General features: G+C 63.8%; 13 protein-coding genes. 7 read left to right on the top strand and 6 right to left on the bottom strand.

All coding sequences use genetic code 11. The features are described from left to right. Window positions 1-23: 23 nt before the first annotated feature. Window positions 24-956 carry a LysR substrate-binding domain-containing protein gene (locus KUO17_RS08120; RefSeq protein ID WP_217974907.1) on the bottom strand — a complete coding sequence of 311 codons (933 nt, stop codon included), beginning with the start codon at window positions 954-956 and terminating at the stop codon, window positions 24-26. A gap of 146 nt (window positions 957-1,102) precedes the next feature. Here KUO17_RS08120 and KUO17_RS08115 point away from each other — a divergent pair, with 146 nt between their 5' ends. The 5 genes from KUO17_RS08115 (at window position 1,103) to KUO17_RS08095 (ending at window position 13,748) form a co-directional block, all read left to right on the top strand. Then, the gene (locus KUO17_RS08115; RefSeq protein WP_217974906.1) at window positions 1,103-2,479 is read left to right on the top strand and encodes an L-serine ammonia-lyase; all 1,377 of its coding nucleotides are present in this window, start codon (window positions 1,103-1,105) and stop codon (window positions 2,477-2,479) included. 74 nt (window positions 2,480-2,553) lie between these two features. Beyond that, window positions 2,554-3,852 carry a serine/threonine transporter gene (locus KUO17_RS08110; RefSeq protein WP_217974905.1) on the top strand — a complete coding sequence of 433 codons (1,299 nt, stop codon included), beginning with the start codon at window positions 2,554-2,556 and terminating at the stop codon, window positions 3,850-3,852. Between the two features lie 133 nt (window positions 3,853-3,985). Then, entirely contained in the window at window positions 3,986-11,086 is a 7,101-nt protein-coding gene (locus KUO17_RS26930; protein ID WP_217974904.1) for a LamG-like jellyroll fold domain-containing protein, read from the top strand. Between the two features lie 30 nt (window positions 11,087-11,116). Beyond that, on the top strand, window positions 11,117-11,620 hold the full coding sequence (locus tag KUO17_RS08100) for a hypothetical protein (protein ID WP_217974902.1): 504 nt from the start codon (window positions 11,117-11,119) through the stop codon (window positions 11,618-11,620). A 19-nt stretch (window positions 11,621-11,639) separates the two neighbouring features. Continuing rightward, the gene (locus KUO17_RS08095; RefSeq protein ID WP_217974900.1) at window positions 11,640-13,748 is read left to right on the top strand and encodes a hypothetical protein; all 2,109 of its coding nucleotides are present in this window, start codon (window positions 11,640-11,642) and stop codon (window positions 13,746-13,748) included. Between the two features lie 4 nt (window positions 13,749-13,752). Here KUO17_RS08095 and KUO17_RS08090 read toward each other — a convergent pair whose 3' ends face one another. The 4 genes from KUO17_RS08090 to KUO17_RS08075 are packed head-to-tail and all read right to left on the bottom strand — an operon-like array spanning window position 13,753 to window position 17,204. Beyond that, window positions 13,753-14,310: a PqiC family protein gene (locus tag KUO17_RS08090; protein WP_255263475.1), complete on the bottom strand. Its 558-nt coding sequence runs from the start codon at window positions 14,308-14,310 to the stop codon at window positions 13,753-13,755. A gap of 17 nt (window positions 14,311-14,327) precedes the next feature. Next, window positions 14,328-15,983 carry a PqiB family protein gene (locus tag KUO17_RS08085; RefSeq protein ID WP_217974896.1) on the bottom strand — a complete coding sequence of 552 codons (1,656 nt, stop codon included), beginning with the start codon at window positions 15,981-15,983 and terminating at the stop codon, window positions 14,328-14,330. After that, on the bottom strand, window positions 15,973-16,608 hold the full coding sequence (locus KUO17_RS08080; RefSeq protein ID WP_217974894.1) for a paraquat-inducible protein A: 636 nt from the start codon (window positions 16,606-16,608) through the stop codon (window positions 15,973-15,975). Before KUO17_RS08080 ends, KUO17_RS08085 begins: the two co-directional genes overlap by 11 nt. After that, complete coding sequence (locus KUO17_RS08075; protein ID WP_217974892.1) at window positions 16,605-17,204, bottom strand: paraquat-inducible protein A; 600 nt, start codon at window positions 17,202-17,204, stop codon at window positions 16,605-16,607. The genes KUO17_RS08080 and KUO17_RS08075 overlap by 4 nt, the downstream gene beginning before the upstream one ends. Window positions 17,205-17,344: 140 nt before the next feature. Here KUO17_RS08075 and KUO17_RS08070 point away from each other — a divergent pair, with 140 nt between their 5' ends. Next, window positions 17,345-18,265 carry an aldo/keto reductase gene (locus KUO17_RS08070; protein WP_217974890.1) on the top strand — a complete coding sequence of 307 codons (921 nt, stop codon included), beginning with the start codon at window positions 17,345-17,347 and terminating at the stop codon, window positions 18,263-18,265. Then, window positions 18,265-19,530, top strand: a complete 1,266-nt coding sequence (locus KUO17_RS08065) for an NTP/NDP exchange transporter (RefSeq protein ID WP_217974888.1) — start codon at window positions 18,265-18,267, stop codon at window positions 19,528-19,530. Before KUO17_RS08070 ends, KUO17_RS08065 begins: the two co-directional genes overlap by 1 nt. Before the next feature lie 48 nt (window positions 19,531-19,578). On the opposite strand, the gene KUO17_RS08060 is transcribed toward KUO17_RS08065, so the two are convergent. Then, window positions 19,579-20,460: a bile acid:sodium symporter family protein gene (locus KUO17_RS08060; RefSeq protein ID WP_217974886.1), complete on the bottom strand. Its 882-nt coding sequence runs from the start codon at window positions 20,458-20,460 to the stop codon at window positions 19,579-19,581. Window positions 20,461-20,666 lie beyond the last annotated feature (206 nt).

Genomic DNA, 20,666 nt, shown 5'->3' with positions numbered 1-20,666 from the left:
GCGCTGTGCAGGCAGGGCGAGCGCTACAGCCCATGCAGCGCGCGGAAGCTTTGCGCCTCCTCGACCAGCCAGTCATGTACCGCCCGCGCACTGGGGTGTGCCAGCGCGCCGGCCGGGTACAGCAGCACATAGCGCTTGTGATTGGCGATGGGCAGGCCGAACGGCACGATCAAGGTGCCACGTTCCAGCTCGTCGTTGAGCAAGGTGCGCCGCGCAATCGCCACGCCGATCCCGGCAATTGCCGCCTCGATGGTCAAATGGTTGCGGTTGAAGGTATGGCCACGCCGTACATCCTGCCCCTGCGCGCCAATCGCTTCCAGGTAGAACTCCCACTCGGCGTATTCGGAGCTGCCGCGCCAGGCGGTGATGTCGTGCAGCAGCGGGTAATGCACCAGGTCTGCCGGACCATGCAGTGGCGGGCGCCCACGCAGCAGCGCCGGCGAGCACACCGGAAAGATCTGCTCGTCGAGCAGCGGCGTTGAGTGCATGCCTGGGTAGCTGCCGTCATTGAGGTCGATCGCCAGGTCGAAATCCCCCTCGTGCAACGCCTGGTTGCTGTCCTCGGCCACCAGGCGCAACTGGATGTCGGGAAAGCGCTGCTGCAGGCGCGGCAGTCGCGGCGTGAGCCATTTGGCCAGGAACGAAGGGATCGAGCGCAGGCGCAAGGTGCCACGAATATCACCGGCGTCCAGGCGCAGCAGCTCGGCCTCGATGCTGCCGTAGGCCTCATTCACCGTCAGCGCCAGGCGCTGCCCTTCGGCCGTCAATTCCACGCCCCGTGCACGGCGCAGGAACAGGCGAAAGCCCAGGCGCTCCTCCAGTTGGCGGATCTGCTGGCTCACCGCGCCGGGGGTGATGTGCAGTTCTTCGGCACAGCGGGTAAACGACAAGTGCCGCGCCGCACAGGAAAACACGTGGAGCCAGACGTACATCTGGCCATTCATCTGTCGCCTCATCGTTTAGCCCTGCTAAAGCCTTGCTTAGAAAGTTTCGTTGGTCATCGCCTGGCGAGCGCGGCAGTATCGCGCAACTTCGTAACACCCTTCAATTTTTTCACAACGCCGCCAGACGACCTGCGTCGTCTGTGTGTGCAGGCATTAGCATGGCTATCAGTGTTTTCGATCTTTTCAAAATCGGCATCGGGCCCTCCAGCTCGCATACCGTCGGCCCCATGCGCGCAGCGGCAAGCTTTGTCGCGGCGCTGCGCGAGCAGGGCTTGCTGGCCAAGGTAGGCCGTGTGGAGGTGCGCCTGTACGGTTCGCTGTCGGCCACCGGTGTTGGCCATGCGAGCGATCGTGCCTGCCTGCTCGGGCTGATGGGCGAGTGGCCCGACCAGATCGACCCGCAGAGCATCGAACCGCGCATCCGGCAATTGCACGACAGCAGCCTGTTGCTGCTGGGCGGCGAACACGCCATCCCGTTCGTGTGCGCACAGGACTTGCTGCTGCTTGATGAAAGCCTGCCGTACCACCCCAATGCGATGACCCTCCAAGCCTGTGGCGAGGCCGGCTTGCTGCTGCAGCAGACCTACTATTCGGTGGGCGGCGGCTTCATTGTCGAAGCGGCGCAGATCGGTGGGGCCGGCAGTGCAGATGAACAGGTCGAACTGCCTTACGATTTTTCCAGTGCCCAGGAACTGTTGAACCTGTGCAGGCAGCATGGGCTTCGGGTCAGCCAGTTGATGATGGCCAATGAACTGGCCTGGCGTGACGAGGCCCAGGTGCGCAGTGGTTTGCTGCGCCTGTGGGCGGTGATGCGCGAATGCGTCGACAACGGCCTGCGCAACGAAGGCATCCTGCCCGGCGGGCTCAACGTCAAGCGGCGTGCGGCCAGGCTGCACCGCAGTCTGCAGGAGTTGGGCAAGCCCAACGTGATCGGTTCGACCCTCAGCGCCATGGAGTGGGTCAACCTGTTTGCCCTGGCCGTGAACGAAGAGAACGCGGCCGGCGGGCGCATGGTCACCGCACCCACCAATGGTGCGGCGGGGATCATCCCGGCAGTGCTGCACTACTACATGAAGTTCAACCCCGAGGCCTGCGACAACGACGTGGTCGACTTCCTGCTGGCCGCCGCGTCCGTGGGCATTCTGTGCAAGAAGAACGCCTCTATTTCCGGTGCCGAAGTCGGTTGCCAGGGGGAGGTCGGCTCGGCCTGCGCCATGGCGGCGGCGGGCCTTGCCGATGTGCTCGGGGCCACCCCGATGCAGTTGGAAAACGCCGCTGAAATCGCCCTGGAGCACAACCTGGGGCTGACCTGCGACCCGGTCGGCGGGCTGGTGCAGGTGCCGTGCATCGAGCGCAATGCGATTGCGGCGGTCAAGGCGATCAACGCGGTGCAGATGGCCCTGCGCGGCGATGGCGAACATTTCATTTCCCTGGACCGGGTGATCCGCACCATGCGCGACACCGGGGCCGACATGCACGAGAACTACAAGGAGACATCCCGCGGCGGGCTGGCGGTCAGCTTCGTCGAGTGTTGACAGCACAGGGCTGCAGTGCAGCCCTTGATTGATGGTTGTTCATAGGCAACAAAAATAATTACAAGGCGAAATCGATGACTGATGCAAACACCACCACCCACACGGGTGTAGACACGGCTGCCCCCGTTTCCAGGACCACCTGGAACCGCACCGACACCACCTGGGCCCTGGGCCTGTACGGCACCGCGATCGGTGCCGGCACCTTGTTCCTGCCGATCAATGCCGGGCTGGGCGGCTTCTGGCCGCTGCTGGTGCTGGCATTGCTGGCCTTCCCGATGACCTTCTTCGCCCACCGCGCCCTGACCCGTTTCGTGCTCTCCGGGCGCAGCAGCGGCAAGGAAGACATCACCGAAGTGGTCGAAGAGCACTTCGGCGTCGGCGCCGGCAAGCTGATCACCTTGCTGTACTTCTTCGCGATCTTCCCGATCCTGCTGGTGTACAGCGTGGCGCTGACCAACACCCTGACCAGTTTCATGACCCATCAACTGCACATGGTGCCACCGCCGCGCGCCTTGCTCGCGCTGGTACTGGTGTGCGGCCTGATGGTGGTGGTGCGCAGTGGCCAGGCGATCATCGTCAAGGTCATGAGCGTGCTGGTGTATCCGTTCGTGGCGGCGCTGTTGCTGCTGGCCGCCAGCCTGATCCCCAACTGGAACGGCGCGTTCTTCGCCCAGGCCGCCGAAGGCATGGCCCCGGGCCTGTTCTTCAAGACCCTGTGGCTGGCGATCCCGGTGATGGTGTTCTCGTTCAACCACTCGCCGATCATCTCGGCTTTCGCTGTCGACCAGAAGCACCGCTATGGTGCCCAGGCCGACCAGAAAAGCGGGCGCACCCTGGCGGTGGCCCATGTGATGATGGTGTTGACCGTGATGTTCTTCTGCTTCAGTTGCGTGCTGGCGCTGTCGCCCGCCGACCTGGTGCAGGCCAAGGCGCAGAACATCTCGATCCTGTCGTACCTGGCCAACCACTTCCAGACGCCGGTAATCGGTTTTGTCGCACCGCTGATCGCGCTGGTGGCGATCACCAAGTCGTTCCTGGGGCACTACATCGGCGCCAGCGAAGGCTTCCAGGGGCTGATCGCGAAGAGCCTGCCCAAGGGCAGCAAGCCGCTGCCGGCCAAGCGCCTGGAACAGGTGACGGCGCTGTTCATGCTGCTGGCCTGCTGGGCCGTGGCCACGCTCAACCCGAGCATCCTGACCATCATCGAAACCATGGGCGGCCCGGTGCTGGCGTGCCTGCTGTTCCTGATGCCGATGTACGCCATCCGCAAGGTGCCGTCGCTGCGCCAGTATGCGGGCCGCGTCTCGAATGTGTTCGTGGTGCTGATCGGGCTGATCACGCTGTCGGCTATTGCGTTCTCGCTGAGCAATTGAGTGCCTCGCTGCACTGACCGCTTACCAAGGTTTGTGCAGCCGTTCAACTCTAGTTCTGTCAGGTGACATCGTTCGCCTCTTGGCACTATCGTTTTTCCCTGTGTTGCGCACGTAGCCAGACGGGAGCGACGATGTGAAAAATTACGATCAATTGGTGTCGGTGAATTTTCAGGGTGTGGTGGTGGTGTTCGGTCGCGATATCGATCCCATGCACCGCGACATCCATTTCAACGTCCTGGCCGAAAACACCTACAGTGGTGATGACAATCTGGACTGGGTCGGTTTCAGCCCACTGACGTTCACCGACCAGGTGCGTCAGGTGGGGATGAACCTGATTACCCTGAAAGTCGCCGGCAGTACCCTGCAACCGAGCACCGAGTGCTTTCGCGTCATCACCGACCAGCAGTACCTGTGCGTCGTGCAGCAGTCGGCACACGGGACGCTTTACGTGCATCGTTTTCGCCTGGTCAAGCGCCTGTCCGCGGACAATCAGGACGTGACGCTGTACTTTCTCGAACCGGCCTGGGAAGCCCGCTACTCGCGCAGCGCCAAGGAGGACGTGGCCGCCGACAAAGCGGACAAGCAGGATTACCTGAACCCCGACGGGGTGCCGTTTGTGGAGCCGGCCATCGAGCTGTCGATGATCGACGGGGTAAAAGAGGGCAAGTTCGAGGTGCTGTTGCTGCCGATCTCCGGCGACAGCCAGCTGGCCTGGCAGTTCATCGTGCCAGGCGAGTCGAATGTTGTGCGGCTATTCAATTTCCCCGCCAGCGAAAACGGCCTGTTCGACATCACCGGCAAGGTCCTCGATGACGACTTGCGCATTGCGCCAGACAGCATTTTCCATGTGAGCGCCACCGCCACCGGGCAGCCGCTGCCCGTTGTCCAACCGCCACGTGCGGCTACCTATGTCAAGCATGAGCGGGTGGTGCAGGCCGATGGTTCCAGCCTGGGGGTGCGCCGTGCGATGCGCTGCCTGATCACCCTGACCGTACCTGCCAGCGGCAACGGCACCGCAACCGTGGTTATCGACAGCGCAGTGTCAACGAGCGGGGGCCTGGCGCAGATCCAGGGCGTCTTGCATGCCAGTGCCATCGTACCGGCGGCCTTCGACCTGCGCTTTGACGGTGTGTCGAGCCTGGTGCTGGCGCCAGGGGTGGCGGTGTCTGGCAGCTTCGAGTTCGACATGCTGCTGAGTGCCGCGCGGTTGGGTGACGACGTGCAGGTGCTGGGGGGCGACCCGCAGACCGATGTGGGCAAGCTGGCACCGTTTGTCCACATTGTGGATGGCGACAAGATTGAAGTCGGGTTTGGCAATGGCACCCAGCGGGTGGCATGCCGCACCTTGCACCAGGTGCTGTTCAAGGATGTGTGGACGCAGATTCACATCGCCTACACCGGGCCGGGCGCCAACACCTTCACCATCAAGGTCAACGGTTCGGCGGTGGCACTGACACCTGTGCAGACCGCAGCAGGGCCTGTGAATACACCGATCAACCAGGTCGGCGCCTCCAGCAACGGTTTTGCCGGTGCCTTGAAAACGCTGCGCATCAAGGTGGGCACCCAGCAAAAGGTCGCACTGGCCTGTGAGAGCATCGATTACAGCGTGGTGCCGCCGACCACCCCCAACGATGCCGACCCCGCCATCGGCGTGCGGGTCATTGGCCCCTACCTGCGCGCTTCGGCCTCGCCGGTCGACAGCAACATGAGTGGCACGTTCTACTACGACAGCCATGGCCTGACCTACTACGTGGGCCTTGCCGGGTTCATCCAGCCCAAGGCTGCTGCCCACCTGCTTGACGCTTCGGATGCCTTGCTGCACTTGTACTATCAGGGCGAGCAGGACCGCCTGTGTGTCGCGCAGTACTCCACCGAAGCCGCTCGGGCCACTTTTACCGTGGACTGGAGCACCGGTTGGCAGGCCGCAGCGGCGAATGCCATGACGGCGGCGCAGGAGCTTGCGACTGGGCATTATCGTGGCTGGGCAAGCGATCAGTGGGTGCCTGTCGGCAGGCGGCTGGTAGTCGCCCCGGATGCGGTTCAGAGCGGGTTCATGAATTTTGTCGCGCACCGCGTCGGCACCTACATGAACGCTGCGCGGATCACGGTAGAGCCCTCTACCGTATCGCCGTTGTGGTGCGACATCGTCGTTGATCTTCCCGCCGGCATGGGTACGGAGACCTGGCGCGGCCTGCCACGTGATGTCAGCAGTCTGTCGAAGATCTGGAATGGCGCAGGTTCCAACAACCCCGACGACATGCACGCGCTGGGCAATAGCCAACCCTATTTCGACTATGCCGCAAAGATTGCGGCGGTGATGGTACCGGCGCGCCAGGATGGCAACGGCTGCTACTACCTGTTTACCTCGGTGGCGCGATTGCCTGTACCGCTGAAGTCGGTCGAAGTCCAAGCCGGTAGCAGCGACGACTTCGTCACCATCACGCTGACCAACGCAGCCCCTGCACATTGGCCACAGGCGCAGTCGCTGGTGCAGGTGTGGGAGCAGGTGCCGACCAGTTCCAGCCTGCTGGTGCAGGTATTCAACGGCAATGCGCCGCGCTACGCCTACGAGACAGTCACCACCCCCGGTACACGGGTCTACGGTGTGCCGATGAGCCAGGGGCTGGAAGAACTGCAGGCCGGGCACGTCCTGCTGTTTGTGCTCGACAGCCTGTCGGCGTTTGATCTGTCGATCAGCGACGGCAGTACTGCGATGTTGTGCAATGTGCTGATCAACGGCACCCGCCTGTCAGATGTATCGCGACATCAGGCGCAGTTTGTCGCAACGCTCAATGGCGACGATCCTGATTACGCCTACCCGGCCACCTATACCGACAGCCTGCCCACTACGATGTTTGCCCTGGGCAACGGCCTCAGCTCGCACGTCGTCAATCACACCGGTGCACTTGAACAGGGGGGGGCACTGGCATACGCCCAGCTGATTCGGGTGCTGTTCCAGGGCAAGGCGGACGGCGCCAGGTCGATGGCTCTGCTGCCACAGACCCCTGCGGCGATCTTGCAGGGCGCCACGCTGTCGGTTGATGGTGAGGTGCGGGTACTTGCCGGTTCGTCATCGTTCTCGGCACTGGTCGACACTCCGCCAACCGATGGTGGCGTGGGCCGCCTTGGCGATACCTCCGGCTTTGTCGAAGGGCACGCGCCGATCCTCACCCCAGGGGTCAACGGTGGCTGGATGCCGCCAGCACCGCGCAGCAGCCTGGCGTTCAATACGGGTACCACGCGTACCGGCCATGTGAAGTTCAACATCGACCGCAACTTTTCCCCGGCCAATCGCCTGGCCATCGACTCCGATCAGACCCTGCAGGCGTGGGTGTGGCCAGATGAGCAGATCGACAGTGGATACGCACGTGCACTGAGCTGCAACATCGCGGGCAACTATGAGCATCCCGACCTGGAGCTCAAGTACCTGCTCGGGGTGCGTCAGCTGCCGGCCCTGGTGATGGGGACCAACAGCTTCTTCACCAGCTCGGTAACCTTCCAGCCACCGGCCCTGACGGTACAGATCTATGTGTACATGCCCGCCACGCTGGTCAGTGGTGCCGTGCTCAACGTTGCCGAAGTCGGTGGCAGCCTTGAGTACCTGGCACTGACGGTAGCAACCAATGGCAAGGCCCGTTTCACATTTCGCCGCTCGATGGCCACGCTCGATTCGGCTCAGCCCTTGCCGCTCAATCGCTGGTCGTGCCTGACGCTGGTGGTGGCCGGTGCGCACACGGATGCGCAGGTCACCTGCAAGCTGTTCGTCGACGCCGGCACACCGGTTACAGGCACTGCGGCCAACACCTTCGACGGCAGGCTCGGCGCGCTGACCGTCGGCTCCAAGCTCGGTGGCAGCCTGGCAACCCGAATCAACGGTGTGGCGTTCTGGCAGCGCGCATTGCGCGACGATGAGGTGGTGCGCAGCCACGGGTTCGGTTTTTCCAACCACGACACCTTGCTGGGGTTGCGCTGGAACCTGACCGAAGGTACCGGCAGGCAGATAACCAACGCTGCAGTGACCGGCACAGAGCACGACGCGCTGCTGACCAACCCGCTCAGTACACCCTGGGACGCGAAGGGCGTACTGAGGGAGCCGTTTGTGGGCCGCAACGACCTGATTGTAGGCACCGACCAGTTGATCAAAGGCTGGAGCCACATAAGCATGGTGTCGCGCCAGGGCCATGCGTTGGCCCTGAGCGATCAGCACCATGGCAGTGTGAACGAGGCCGCAGCATTCAGCCTGGTCAACGAGTTCACGCTGGAGGCCTGGGTCGCCCCGGCGGTACTCAACCGCAAGCAGGTCATTGTCGAAAAGAAGGGCGCCTATTCGCTGTACATCAACAGCCTGGGCGACGTCTGCCTGACCGTGCACCTGGACAGCCCATCACGTTCAACCAGCTTCGCCCATGAGGTGCGGTTTCGCCTGGCCAGTGGTACGACCAGCCATGTCGTGGCGCAAGTGCACTGCGGTGGCGTCAAGCAGCAAGCCGATGCTCAGGAGCCGGTCGAGAGCCGCTATTTCGTGCATGCCGAATTGTTCGTCAATGGCGAATCGGTGCAGATCAATCGCCAGGACGATCTTCTCGATGCGGTGGTGGTCAAGGCGGGTGAATCCACTCTGTATGTGGGATGCAGTGATCGCGATACCTTTCACTTCGAGGGCCTGCTGTCGCATGTGCGCGTGTGGAGCCGGGTACTGCATGCCGCAGAAATCTTGCGAACTGCGCAGTTTCGGCTTACGCCGACGGACCATGAAGGTCTGGTGGCGGGCTGGGACTTTGATGAAATGGCCGGGGAGATAGCCGCCGACCTGACCGGCACACATCCTCTGCAACTGACCGGCAATCAGTTATGGGCGATCTGGCCGGACGTGGCGCAGGCCGAGCTGCTGATCGATGGCCAGCCGGTCCCGCCCAAGCGTCTGACCGTGGCGCAGGTCGGAGGGTATCAGGATCGCCAGTTCACGATGGGTGGGGTGCTTCGCGGTTCCACGCTGGAATGTTCTTACAGCGGCCGGCTGGATGAGGTGCGGATGTTCAGCGCGCGCCTGACCTGGCAACAGATACGCGAGACCATCAACAGCCCGCTCCACGGCCGTGAAAACTGGCTGGCGGCGCATTGGGACATGCAGGCCGGATCGGGGCCGACCCTGTTCGATGCCAGTGGGCATGGCAACAATGGCGCGATGTCGCCCGCCACGGCCGCCGCACCGGCCTGGGCCAACCCCGGTGCGCCGATCCAGAACGAGGCGCAGTATGTGTTCAACGTGCTGGGAACGGCGTTGGGCCTTGATTTCGTGCTGATCGACGGAGCCCCTACGGTGGTCGAGTATGGCAACACCCAGGAGGATGCCTACGCCAATCGTTTCAGCGTGATGAAGCGTGCCTATGCCTATCCCACCGCCTATGACGGCACGGCGTTGCGCGCAGGCTACAAGGTCAGCGACCTGGAGACGATCTACGTCGGCCAGGTGCAGAGCAAGCCCACCTTGATCGGGGTCATCGAGGGCGGCCCACCGATCCCCAGTGAAAATCAGACCCTGGCCTTCTGGGAAAATGATCGAGGTGGGCCAGCACGCCTGTATGACGGTTTCTGCAGCGTGGCCTACACCGAGAGCGACTCGAAGGTCTGGTCGTTCAAGGGCAGCCAGAGCAAGATGTTCAAGATCGACACCAGCACCAAGGCGGGTGGGCTGATAAAGGGAGAGGTGGGCATATCGGTTGGCTTCGGTGCCGAGGCCACGACCGTACTGTTGAAGGCGGAGGGCAAGATAGGCGTCAAATACGCCGACTCGCGCACCGAAGCCACTACGCAGGAGGTGCAGAGCACACACAGCAGCAACCTCTATCTATCGACGTCGATGAGGCCAACAGGTCACTGGGAACCGGAGAACGCGATACTCAACCCGGTGGTGGGGCGACGCTTCGTACCCAACAACGCAGGGATGGCACTGGTGAAATCCTCAGTGGCCGACCTCTACATGCTCGCCCTCAAGGGGACGCAGACGCCGGTGGCATACCAGTTGCAGCCCAACACCGATATCCCCGTCGACACCAACATACTGATATTCCCGATCAACCCCAACTACATCAAGAACGGCACGCTGGATGGCAAGGTCGGGCTGGTCAACGATCTCAATTACCCAGAGGCCAATGAAACGCGCGGCAGTTACTTCAAGCCAGTGGAGGCATATCGCACCAAACAGCTGATCGAAAAGCGCGAGGCATCGTTGAAAGCCTATTACGAGCAGTTCGACCTGACGCAATACGATGACAAGGAACAGCTGGGGCTGTTGAAATCGAAAATCGCCGAAAACCCTGCCTATGACTTTGCCGGTACCAGCAACCTGCGCAGCCTGTGCAACACCTATGTCTGGACGGCCGACGGAGGCCTGCACAGCCAGGAACACAGCGTGGCCAACAGCTACTCGGAGACCTATGTGGCCGGCAAGACGTTTACCTTGGCCGGCGGCCCTGATGTCAGGGCCGAGGCAGGTTCGCCAGGCGGTGGGCTGTTCACGGAACACGATACGATGATTGGCGAAACCTGGACCATGACGGCCACTCGAAGTGCTACCAGCAGTACGGGGTTCAGCCTGGAGTGCGATGTGTCACCCACCGGGTTCCTGGCCGCGCCGATCATGTCCACCGCTGCCGATGGCCGCCTGCAGCTGGATGGCTATCAAAGCAGCGCTGCCCCCGGCAAGGTCGATGGCTACCGCTACATGTCATTTCTGCTGTCGCCGAATGCCGAGAACTTCACTGCATTGGCAGGTGTGATCGAGCCCAACTGGCTCAACAACTCCACCACCGCGGCGGCGGCCGCCATGCGCGAAGCCTTGAGTACCCCAAGCAAGCCCTGGCGCGTGCTGTACCGCACCACCTATGTCAGCCGCGTGCCTGCGCCGTTCCAGCCGGTCAAGGACGACAGCCAGGTGCCCAGGATCAGCCCACCCCCGAACCTGGCCGCCAACCGCTGGCTGGTGTTGCTGATCGAGCATCAGCTGGGCATCGCCAACCCGACCCAGTTGCAGATCGCTACGGCTATCGACGCGGTGCTGGGCCCGCCCGGCGCGGAGCCTGGCCTGCTGCGCGAGTTGATCCCGTGGTGGGCCACCTACTACGCGGCGGCGAGCGTGTACGGCAACCCCGAGTTCCTGGAGCTGGCCCAGTTGCGCCTGGACCTGCTCGAGTACATGGCCAGCAAGTTCGAGGCCGACAACTATCCCGCTTAACTGACGGGCCCTTGCCCAAGGAGAACCGCGATGCCAATGGATACCGACCTGACCCTGACGGGCGTGCAGCTCGACAACCCCTCAGGGGCTCTGCAGACAGGCTATCGCATCAGTACCGAACACACGGACGGTGCCTCGTTCAGTATTGTCCATCTGCACCGCGAGAAGGGCGCGCAGGATTCACCAGGCATTATCGTGAAGGCGCGTTACAGCCAACGGATCAAGCTCGACGAGCTGAACCTGGACCTGCGCTGTACCGCGTTGGCCGAGGGCACCCAGATAGGCGTGCGCAGCAGCACGGTGACGGCGCTAGAGATACCGCGGCAGTCGGTTCAGGGCAGCAAGGTGATCGGCGCAATCGCCAGGCAGGTCGCCGACCTGACGACGAACATCGAGTTGTACTTGCAGCCCGGCAGGCTGGACACCCAGACCCCGGATGCGGCAGTCAGCATCGAATTCTCGACCATCGAAAGCCCCAAGGCACCGGTACGCAAGACCGTTCTGCACAAAATTCAGATCCGTTTCTCGAGTTGACTCCTCAGGAGCACGTGACATGGCCAAATGGACCGGTATCACCCTGCGCAATTCACTGGGGGAGGCGGGCGAGGTGCCACGCCCCAAAAGCTGGTACTCCCCTGACATCATCGTCAATGGCACCGAGCCCCTGCCGCGGCCCGGGATACTCACCGAGCAGGCGTACTACGACGCGCTGCAAAGCAAGCCTATGGTCGCCGAACAGCCCAACTACATCTACGTGCGTGGCAAAAACTTCACCGACAGCGACCAGGCCGGTCAATGGAAACTGTTCTGGGCGCCGGTCAATATCCTGCTCTACCCGAGCAAATGGATGGGTAACCAGTTGCGCGACTCTACCTCGAACCTGACCCCTGCGCTGGACATCCGGGCGGGCGAGATCGGTGCCACGCTGGACGCGTTTGTCTGGGTGCCACCGGCGCAAGATCCGCACTGCTGCCTGGTCGCCATGGCGCTGACGCCGGGGCACGATGACGCGGTAATGGAGAACGAAGGCATCGTTGACCTGTGTGAATACAACATCAATAACGCGCATTTCGCGCAGCGCAACGTAAACCTGGTGGATGGCGATCGACCCTCTGTGGTCGACAAGGCCGGTTATGACCATGGTATCGAGGCCAGTACGGTCGACCTGATGATGCTGTTCAGCAACCTGCCCAAGGGCAGCCGGTTCACCATCGCTTCGGGAACGCCACTCAACGGCCAAACCCTGACTGACAGTTTCGAGAATTCGACGGACAACAACCACAAGCGCGGCTGGCCTGGCCTCGAGATTCCAGCCAACTGGACCACACTGTTTTCCTACACCTTGACCCTGGGCAACGATTGGACCGGCATCCCCGAGGGGGCGATACCTGAGCTGACCCTGCGTGCCGAGCTGGTGATGGAGGAGGGCCACAGGCTGTATAAATATGGCGAACCGGCGCTTGACCTTGCCGGCAACCCTCGGCTGGATGCGCGCATGGCGCCGGTGCGCGTGCTGGTGGCGGGCAACGTGGTCACGCGCTACCTGAACGCGCGGCGCAAGCCCTCCGGCTGGTCGCTCGCGTCGATGAGAGCAGGATTGCAGGCGTCCTGGCAGCAGCGTGGAGCGCGCCTCTTCGGGCGCGTCGAAAGCGCGACCCAATGGAATGGCATCACCATTCGCAATCACTTGAACGAAAAGGGCGAAGTGCCACGCACGCAGGCCTATCATTCACCGGATATCGTCGTGAGCCCCCTGGTGCCGCTGGAGCGGCCTGCGGAGCTCGCGAACGAGGTCAATTATGCAAGGCAGAACACCCGCCCAGTGAGGGTAGGGCAGCACAACTTTCTGTACGTCAGGGGTAAAAACCACACCGACCAGGACCTGAGCGGGCATTGGAACCTGTATTGGTCCGAGCCCAATATCCTCTTGTATCCAAAGCTGTGGGCGCACAACAAGCTGGCCAACGGTGCAGGCAACAGTGCGCCCCCGTTCGCGATCAAGGCCGGGGAGATCGGCGTCAGCGAGGACGCCTTTGTCTGGGTCCCGCCGCCGGCCAAAGACCATTACTGCCTGATTGCCCTGGCGGTGACAGACGATCACGGGGACGAACTCACCAGGATCTCGCAGATCAAGGATTTGGTCGCCTACATCGCGCAACACCCGCATATCGGCCAGAACAACCTGTACGTGGTGGAGGGTAATCAGCCCAGCGTAGCCGGCAAGGCCTATTACGACCAAGGTGATGAGGCCGCGAGGATCGACCTGGCCGTGCTGTTCGAGAACCTGCCCAAAGGCAGTTCGTACACTGTGTCGGTCGGTACACCGGTCAACGGGCAGACGCTGATTCATCGTGAGAGCACTACGTCCAGCGCCAACTTCAAGTACGCCTGGGTCGATCTCGACATGCCGGCCGGTTGGGAGGGCTACCTGAACTTCGAACTGACCTTCGGCAGTGACTGGTCGGGCATCCCTTCGGGTGCGCAGCCCAAGGTGACCTTGCGTGGCGAGCTGATACAGGACAGCAAGGATTCGCTCTATCACCTTGGCCGTGTTGCCGACCCGGGCATCGATGGCGTCCCACGGCTGGATAGACACCGGGCGCCGGTCAAGGCGATCATTGCCGGCAGCGTGACCACGCTGTTCACGCGCACAGCGCCCTGAACCCTCAGGGTGTCGCTGCGGCGCAAGTGCCACGCCCGGCAGCAGCGGTGCGCGCAATCACGCTGGCCAGTTGCGCGATATTGCGTTGCTGTGCGGCCACCAGCTCGGGCAGGCCGGCTCCGGCGGGCGTACGTAGCACGCTATGACAGCGCAGCGCGGGTTCGCCACCCTGAGGGCTGATCGCGCGCAGGCGCCAGCGTGCCTCGAGCAAGGCGTATTGGCCTGGCACCGAGTCGAAGCGCTGCACCTCCAGGCGCAGCCCCATGACCCGCTGGGCGTTGCTGCCGAGCTGGCCGCTCAGGGCGCTGCGCACCTCGTCTACCAGAGTGGAGCCCCACCATTCGCTTTCCAGCACCACCAGTGCGCTGTCGCTCTGGCGCACCACGATCTGCGCGCGGTCGACCTGGGGCGGTACGCTGAGGAACTCGATGCGCACGTCGACGGCACCGGTGGCGGGGGGCGGCTGCGCCGGCACCAGCGTGTGGTAGTGCACCGGGTCACCCCGGCAGGCCGCCAGCAGCAGGGCCAGGCCGAGCAGTGCGGGTTTGAACAGAGTGGGCATGGTCCGGGCTCCTGCGCTCATTGAGATGAAGAAGGTTGCAAGGCATCGGCGGGCGCATTCTCGGGCCGGCCGCGCAACAGCGATTCAGGGTTGCGCTTGAGGTAGTCGGCCAGCTCGCGCATCGAGCGGGTCATGCGCCCCAGGTCGTCCAGGGTCTGCGACAACTGTTCACGCTGTGGCGAGTCGTCGGCCAGTGTCGCGTTGGCCGACTTGAGCGTGGCGCTCATGTCCTGCAAGGTGGTGTCGATACTCGGCAGGGTCTTGCCGTTGAACTGCCTGAGGGCCTTGCGCAGTTCCACCAGGTTGCCGTCCAGGTTGGCGGCGATGCGCTCGATGGGCAGCTTGTTGATCTTCTCGACCATGGCCTGGAACTGCTCCTGCAGTTGCTCCAGGCTGCTGGGCAGGGTCGGGATGGTGACGGGGCGGGCGCTGGGGTCGAAGGCCACCTTGGGCGCCTTGGGGTAGAAGTCCAGGGCGATGTACAGCTGCCCGGTCAGCAGGTTGCCGCTGCGCGCCTGGGCGCGCAGCCCGTTGTCGATGAACGTGCCCATCAGGCGGATTCCGGCCTGTTCGTCATCGGGGTTGTGGTTCAGCGCCTTGAGCATCTTGGTGTGGGCCTGGCCCAGGCGTTGCGGGTAGATGACGATGCCGACATTGACCGGAAAAGTGCGGGTCTTGGGGTCGAAGTCCAGGTTGATGCCCACCACCCGGCCGAACTCCATGCCGAGGAACTCCACTGGTGCGCCCACCCTGAGCCCGCGCAAGGCCTGGTCGAAGCGCAGCGCCAGGTACTGTGCCTTGCCGTTGGGCGGGGCGAGGGCGGCGGCGCGATCGTCGAACAGTTCGAAGGTCTTGTCTTCGGCGGCGGCGGTGTCGTCGGGGCTGTAGTCCGGGGCCCGGAACGCCACGCCGCCGACCATCAGCGACGACAGCGATTCGGTACGCAGCGCAAAGCCGTTGGCGCCCACCTCGACGTCCACGCCACTGGCATTCCAGAACCGCGTGTTGTCGGTGACGAAGGCATCGTTGGGGGCATGCACGAATACCTCGACATTGACCCCCTTTCCATCGGTATCCAGGGCATACGACACCACCTGCCCGACCTGGATCTTGCGGTAGTACACCGGTGAACCGATGCCCAGCGAGCCCAGGTCGGAGGCATGCAGGTTGAAGCGCTTGCCGGGCTCGCCATAGGTGATCGGCGGCGGTGCCTCAAGGCCGGTGAAGGTCTTGGCACGGGCGTCCGACTGCCCGGCATCGGCGCCGATGAAGTCGCCCGAAAACAGCGTATCGATCCCCGACACCCCGCCGGCGCCGATGCGCGGACGCACCACCCAGAACAGCGAGTCCTGGCGGGTGAAGTTCTCGGCCTGCTTGACCAGCTTGACCGTGGCGGTGACGCTCTTCTGGTCCGCGCTGAGCTCCACCGCGCTGACCTGGCCGATCACCACGTTGCGGTACTTCACCGCCGTCTTGTTCGCCTCGAGGCCCTGGCCGGTCTTGAACGTGATCTGGATGGTCGGGCCTTCCTGCAGCCAGCTGTGCACCACCAGCGACATCCCTACCAGTACCGCCACGATCGGTACGATCCATACCAGTGACACGCTGAAGCGCCGGGTCTTGATGGCCGGACGGCCGGGTGGCGGCCCGCCCTGATAGCTGTCATCGCTCATGCGCAGGCTCCTTGGTAGTGGGGGCTTCCCAGATCAGGCGGGGGTCGAAGCTCATGGCCGCGAGCATGGTGAACACCACCACCATGCCGAAAAACAGGATGCCCAGGCGCGGCTCGATGTCGCCCAGCGCCTGGAACTTCACCAGCGCGGCCACCAGTGCCACCACGATCACGTCGAGCATCGACCAGTAGCCGATCAGCTCGACGAAGCGAAACAGCTTCGAGCGCTCGCGCTGCGCCCAGGTGCTGCGCCGCTGCACGCTGACCAGCAGCAGGCCGAGGGCGACGAACTTGGTCGCCGGTACCGCGATGCTGGCCACGAAGATGATCGTGGCGATATCCCAGGCGCCATGCGCCCAGAACTCCAGCACGCCGCTCATGATGGTGCTGTCGGCGCCCGCGCCGAATAGCGCCGTGTTCATCACCGGCAGCAGGTTGGCGGGGATGTAGAACACCAGGGCGGCAATCAGGTAGGCCCAGGTGCGCGCCAGCGAATCGGGTTTGCGTGGGTGCAGCGGTGCACCGCAGCGTTCGCACTGGTGCGGCCGTTCGCGGTTGTCGCAGGCCAGGCCACAGGCGTGGCACAGCACCAGGCCGAGGTCGCTGGCCAGTGTCGGCGTACTCATGGCAGTTGGCTCCACAGGTCGCGGATGTCGCGCCCGGCCAGGCGAATCATCAGCAGGCTGAGCGCAGCCAGGGCAATCAGGCCGATGCCGGGCAGCACATCGAGCAGCCCGGCCAGCTTGAACACCGCCACCATCGCACCCAGCAGGCACACCTCGAGCATGCTCCAGGGGCGCAGGGTCTCGAGCCAGCGCATGCACAGGTGAAAGGCCGGTGAGCGGCGCCGCGCCAGCGCGTGCAACAGTACCCACACCAGCAACAGCAACTGGAACATCGGCGCGATGATGATCGAGATGGCCGCCACCAGAGCGATAAAGGTAATGGGGCCGTCGGCCAGCGCCTTGACCGAATCCCACAGCGTGGCGCTGTTGTGCAGGCCTTGCAGGCTGATGCTCATCACCGGGTAGAAGTTGGCGAACAGCCACAGGATCGCTGCGGTCAGGCTCAGCGCCAGTCGCTGCTGCACGCTCAGGCCGTTATAGCGCTGCAGCACTGCGCCGCAACGCAGGCACAGCGCTTTCTGGTGTTTGGCGAGTTCGACCTTTTCATACACGCAGTCGCAGTGCTCGCAGATGATCAACCGATCGGTGCTGGCCACGCTTTGCACTCGCAACAGGGACTAGCTCAATATAGAAGCGCATGGCGATTGAGCAAATCGGGCGGTGCAAGGCGTACGCGGGGCATGGTCTATGCTTGAACCTTTTCCCCTAGTACGGCGCCACGCCAGGAGGACTGCTCATGCCTACCCGTCGTCACTTTCTCGCCGGCACCGCCGCGCTGGCCGCAGGCTTGGGCCTGATGCTTGCCAGCCCCCACGTGCGTGCGCAGCCTGGGGCTGCGCTGCTCACACGCAAGGTCCCGTCCACCGGCGAGGCGCTGCCGGTGATCGGCGCGGGCACCTCGGGCAGCTTCGAGGTCACGGCCGGTTCCGCCGAGTACCAGCAGCTCAGGCAGGTGCTGCAGGTGTTCTTCGACGGCGGCGGCCGGGTCATCGATACCTCGCCCAACTATGGCGGTGCCGACGCCGTCCTTGGCCAGTTGCTGGAGGAGGGCGGCTGGCGTGAGCATACCTTTCTGGCCAGCAAGATCGCCGCCGACAGCCAGGCAGCCGCCCAGGCGCAATGGGCGGGCACCCTGCGTGACCTGCGTACCGACAAGGTCGACCTGCTGCAGGTCCACAACCTGCGCGACTGGCAGCGGCAGTTGCCCTACGCCCGTGAACTCAAGGCGCAAGGCAAGACCCGCTACGTCGGTGTGACCCACTACACCGACAGCGGGCTGGCGGAGCTTGAGCGTATTGTGCGCAGCGAGAAGCTGGACTTCATCCAGATCCACTACTCGGTGAATGCACCCGATGCTGCACGCCGCGTGCTGCCGCTGGCGCTGGACAACGGCGTGGCGGTGCTGATCAACCGCGCCTTCGATGACGGCCGCCTGTTCGCCAGGGTCAAGGGGCAGGCGCTGCCTGGTTGGGCGACTGAAGCGGGCATCGGCAGTTGGGCGCAGCTGTTCCTCAAGTTCGCCATCAGCCACCCGGCGGTGACCACCGTGATTCCCGCCACCAGCCGCCCTGATCGCCAACTCGACCAGCTCAAGGCCGGCACTGGCGCGTTGCTCGATGCGGCGCAGCAGCGGGCCCTGATCAAGCTGTTTGCCTGATGCGCCTGCTGGCGCGGCTGTTCACGTTTCACGAGGATGAGACCCCGGCGGTGGCGGGTGGGCTCGCATTGTTCTTCCTGCTGTTTGCCGGCTACTTCATGCTGCGCCCGGTGCGCGAGACCATGGGCGTGGCGGGTGGGGTGGACAACCTGCAGTGGCTGTTCACCGGCACCTTCGTGGTCACCTTGCTGGCCTTGCCGCTGTTCGGCTGGGTGGTGGCGCGGGCCCGGCGCCGGCGTATCCTGCCCTGGACCTACGGCTTTCTGGCCAGCAACCTGCTGGCGTTCGCCCTGGTGTTTGCGGTGCAGCCAGACAACCTGTGGGTGGCGCGGGCGTTCTATATCTGGTTGTCGGTATTCAACCTGCTGAGCATCTCGCTGGCCTGGAGTGTGCTGGCCGACCTGTTCAGCGTGGAGCAGGCCAAGCGCCTGTTCGGCCTGCTGGCGGCCGGTGCGAGCCTGGGCGGGTTGGTGGGGCCGATACTGGGCACCGTGCTGGTGGGCGTGATCGGGCATGCGGGGCTGGTGTTGCTGGCCACGCTGTGCCTGCTGGGCAGCATTGGCGCGGCGGCGTACCTGCAACGTTGGCGCGACCATGACCCGCTGCCGGCCGAGGTGCAGCACCCACGCTCAAGGCCACTGGGTGGCAACCCGTTCGCCGGCGCTGGCGAGGTGCTGCGTTCGCCCTATCTGTTGATGCTGGCATTGTTCGTGGTGCTGCTGGCCAGCATCAGCACATTCCTGTACTTCGAGCAGGCGCGGCTGGTGGCGCAGACCTTTGCCGACCGCACCCGGCAAACCCAGGTGTTCGGCCTGATCGACACGGTGGTGCAGGCGCTGGCGATTCTCACGCAGCTGTTTCTTACCGGGCGAATTGCGCGGCGCATGGGGGTGGGTGTGTTGCTGGTGGCGGTGCCGCTGGTGATGGTGGCCGGTTTCCTGTGGTTGGCCCTGGCCCCGGTGTTTGCGGTATTCGTGGTGGTGATGGTGGTGCGCCGGGCGGGCGAGTATGCGCTGGTGCGCCCTGGGCGCGAGATGCTGTACACGGTGTTGCCGGCAGAGCAGAAGTACCGCGCCAAGAACTTCATCGACACGGTGGTCTATCGGGGCGGCGATGCGCTCAGTGGCTGGGTCAAGCGCGGGCTGGATGTGCTGGGAGAGCATCCGCAGCTGGCGATGCTGATCGGGGCGGGGATAGCGTTGGGCTGGGCGGCTACCGGTGGCTGGCTGGGGAGGCGGCAGCGGCGGTTGGAGGAGCAAGGCTAGACCGCGGTGGCGCCTGCGCCGGCTGTGCCGGCGCAGGCGCCAGTACGCTCAATCGAGCACTGTCGCCCGCACCGGACTGCGGCTCACCCACCACCCGAACCCCGCCGCCGTAAAGAACATGATCAGGCTGTACAACGCCGCCGGGATGGCCATGGTCGAGTTGTTCAGCAAGGTCGGGCTCAACGCCAGCGCAATCGCCAGGGTACCGTTGTGAATGCCGATCTCCATGCCGATCGCGATCGCCTGGCGTTTCGGGATCTTCAACAAGCGCGGCACCCAGTAGCCCAACATCAGGCTCAACAGGTTGAACAGCAACGCCGCCGCGCCCACCAACGGGGCGTACTCGACCACGGTCTGCCAGTCTTTCATCAGCGCCAGTATCACCGTGCCCGCCAGAAACAGCGCCGCCACGATCTTCATCGGCTTTTCCATGCGTGCAGCAAACGCAGGCGTCAGCCGGCGTACCAGCATGCCCAGGGTCACGGGCACCAGCACGATGGCAAACACCTGCAGCACCTTGGCAAATTGCAACGGGATGGCCTGGTCGGCCTCCATGAAATACACCAGCGACAGATTGACCAGCAACGGCATGGTCAGGATCGCGATCAGCGAGTTCACCGCCGTCAGCGTGATGTTCAGCGCCACATCACCGTGGGCCAGGTGGCTGAACAGGTTGGCGGTGGTGCCTCCAGGCGAAGCCGCCAGCAGCATCAGGCCCACCGCCAGCGCCGGCGCCAGGCCAAAACCGTTGGCGATCAGAAAGCAGATGAACGGCAGCAGCAGGATCTGGCACACCAACCCGATCACCACCGGCCTGGGGTACTTCACCACCCGGGCAAAGTCGGCCAGGGTCAGCGATAACCCCAGGCCGAACATGATGATGCCCAGCGCGACGGGCAGAAACGCGGTGAGTAGCGGCGATGCAGTCATGGCGGGACACTCGCAAAAGGGATGCGGGCGAGTCTAGGCCAGGAACCGGCGCGGCGCAGCGGGCCAAAGGCCATCGATACACATTGTTACCAAAAGGTGCGCGGTGCCTCTGGGGGGCGCGTTTCGCACTGTTTTGGGGCGTTCTGGCAAGGGCGCACGTACGTCCACAGGCGTGCGAGGGGTTTAATTCGCGGTTTGCCGGGCAT

Source organism: Pseudomonas aegrilactucae, assembly GCF_019168305.1.
Classification (GTDB): domain Bacteria; phylum Pseudomonadota; class Gammaproteobacteria; order Pseudomonadales; family Pseudomonadaceae; genus Aquipseudomonas; species Aquipseudomonas aegrilactucae.
The sequence above is the reverse complement of the archived record's forward strand: the minus strand, read 5'-3'. Positions and strand labels throughout refer to the sequence as shown.

What these genes read in the sequence shown, in the direction of transcription:
- KUO17_RS08120 (WP_217974907.1), bottom strand. Translation starts at nt 956, where the DNA reads ATGAGGCGACAGATGAATGGCCAGATGTACGTCTGGCTCCACGTGTTT.
- KUO17_RS08115 (WP_217974906.1), top strand. Translation starts at nt 1,103, where the DNA reads ATGGCTATCAGTGTTTTCGATCTTTTCAAAATCGGCATCGGGCCCTCC.
- KUO17_RS08110 (WP_217974905.1), top strand. Translation starts at nt 2,554, where the DNA reads ATGACTGATGCAAACACCACCACCCACACGGGTGTAGACACGGCTGCC.
- KUO17_RS08100 (WP_217974902.1), top strand. Translation starts at nt 11,117, where the DNA reads ATGCCAATGGATACCGACCTGACCCTGACGGGCGTGCAGCTCGACAAC.
- KUO17_RS08095 (WP_217974900.1), top strand. Translation starts at nt 11,640, where the DNA reads ATGGCCAAATGGACCGGTATCACCCTGCGCAATTCACTGGGGGAGGCG.
- KUO17_RS08090 (WP_255263475.1), bottom strand. Translation starts at nt 14,310, where the DNA reads ATGCCCACTCTGTTCAAACCCGCACTGCTCGGCCTGGCCCTGCTGCTG.
- KUO17_RS08085 (WP_217974896.1), bottom strand. Translation starts at nt 15,983, where the DNA reads ATGAGCGATGACAGCTATCAGGGCGGGCCGCCACCCGGCCGTCCGGCC.
- KUO17_RS08080 (WP_217974894.1), bottom strand. Translation starts at nt 16,608, where the DNA reads ATGAGTACGCCGACACTGGCCAGCGACCTCGGCCTGGTGCTGTGCCAC.
- KUO17_RS08070 (WP_217974890.1), top strand. Translation starts at nt 17,345, where the DNA reads ATGCCTACCCGTCGTCACTTTCTCGCCGGCACCGCCGCGCTGGCCGCA.
- KUO17_RS08065 (WP_217974888.1), top strand. Translation starts at nt 18,265, where the DNA reads ATGCGCCTGCTGGCGCGGCTGTTCACGTTTCACGAGGATGAGACCCCG.
- KUO17_RS08060 (WP_217974886.1), bottom strand. Translation starts at nt 20,460, where the DNA reads ATGACTGCATCGCCGCTACTCACCGCGTTTCTGCCCGTCGCGCTGGGC.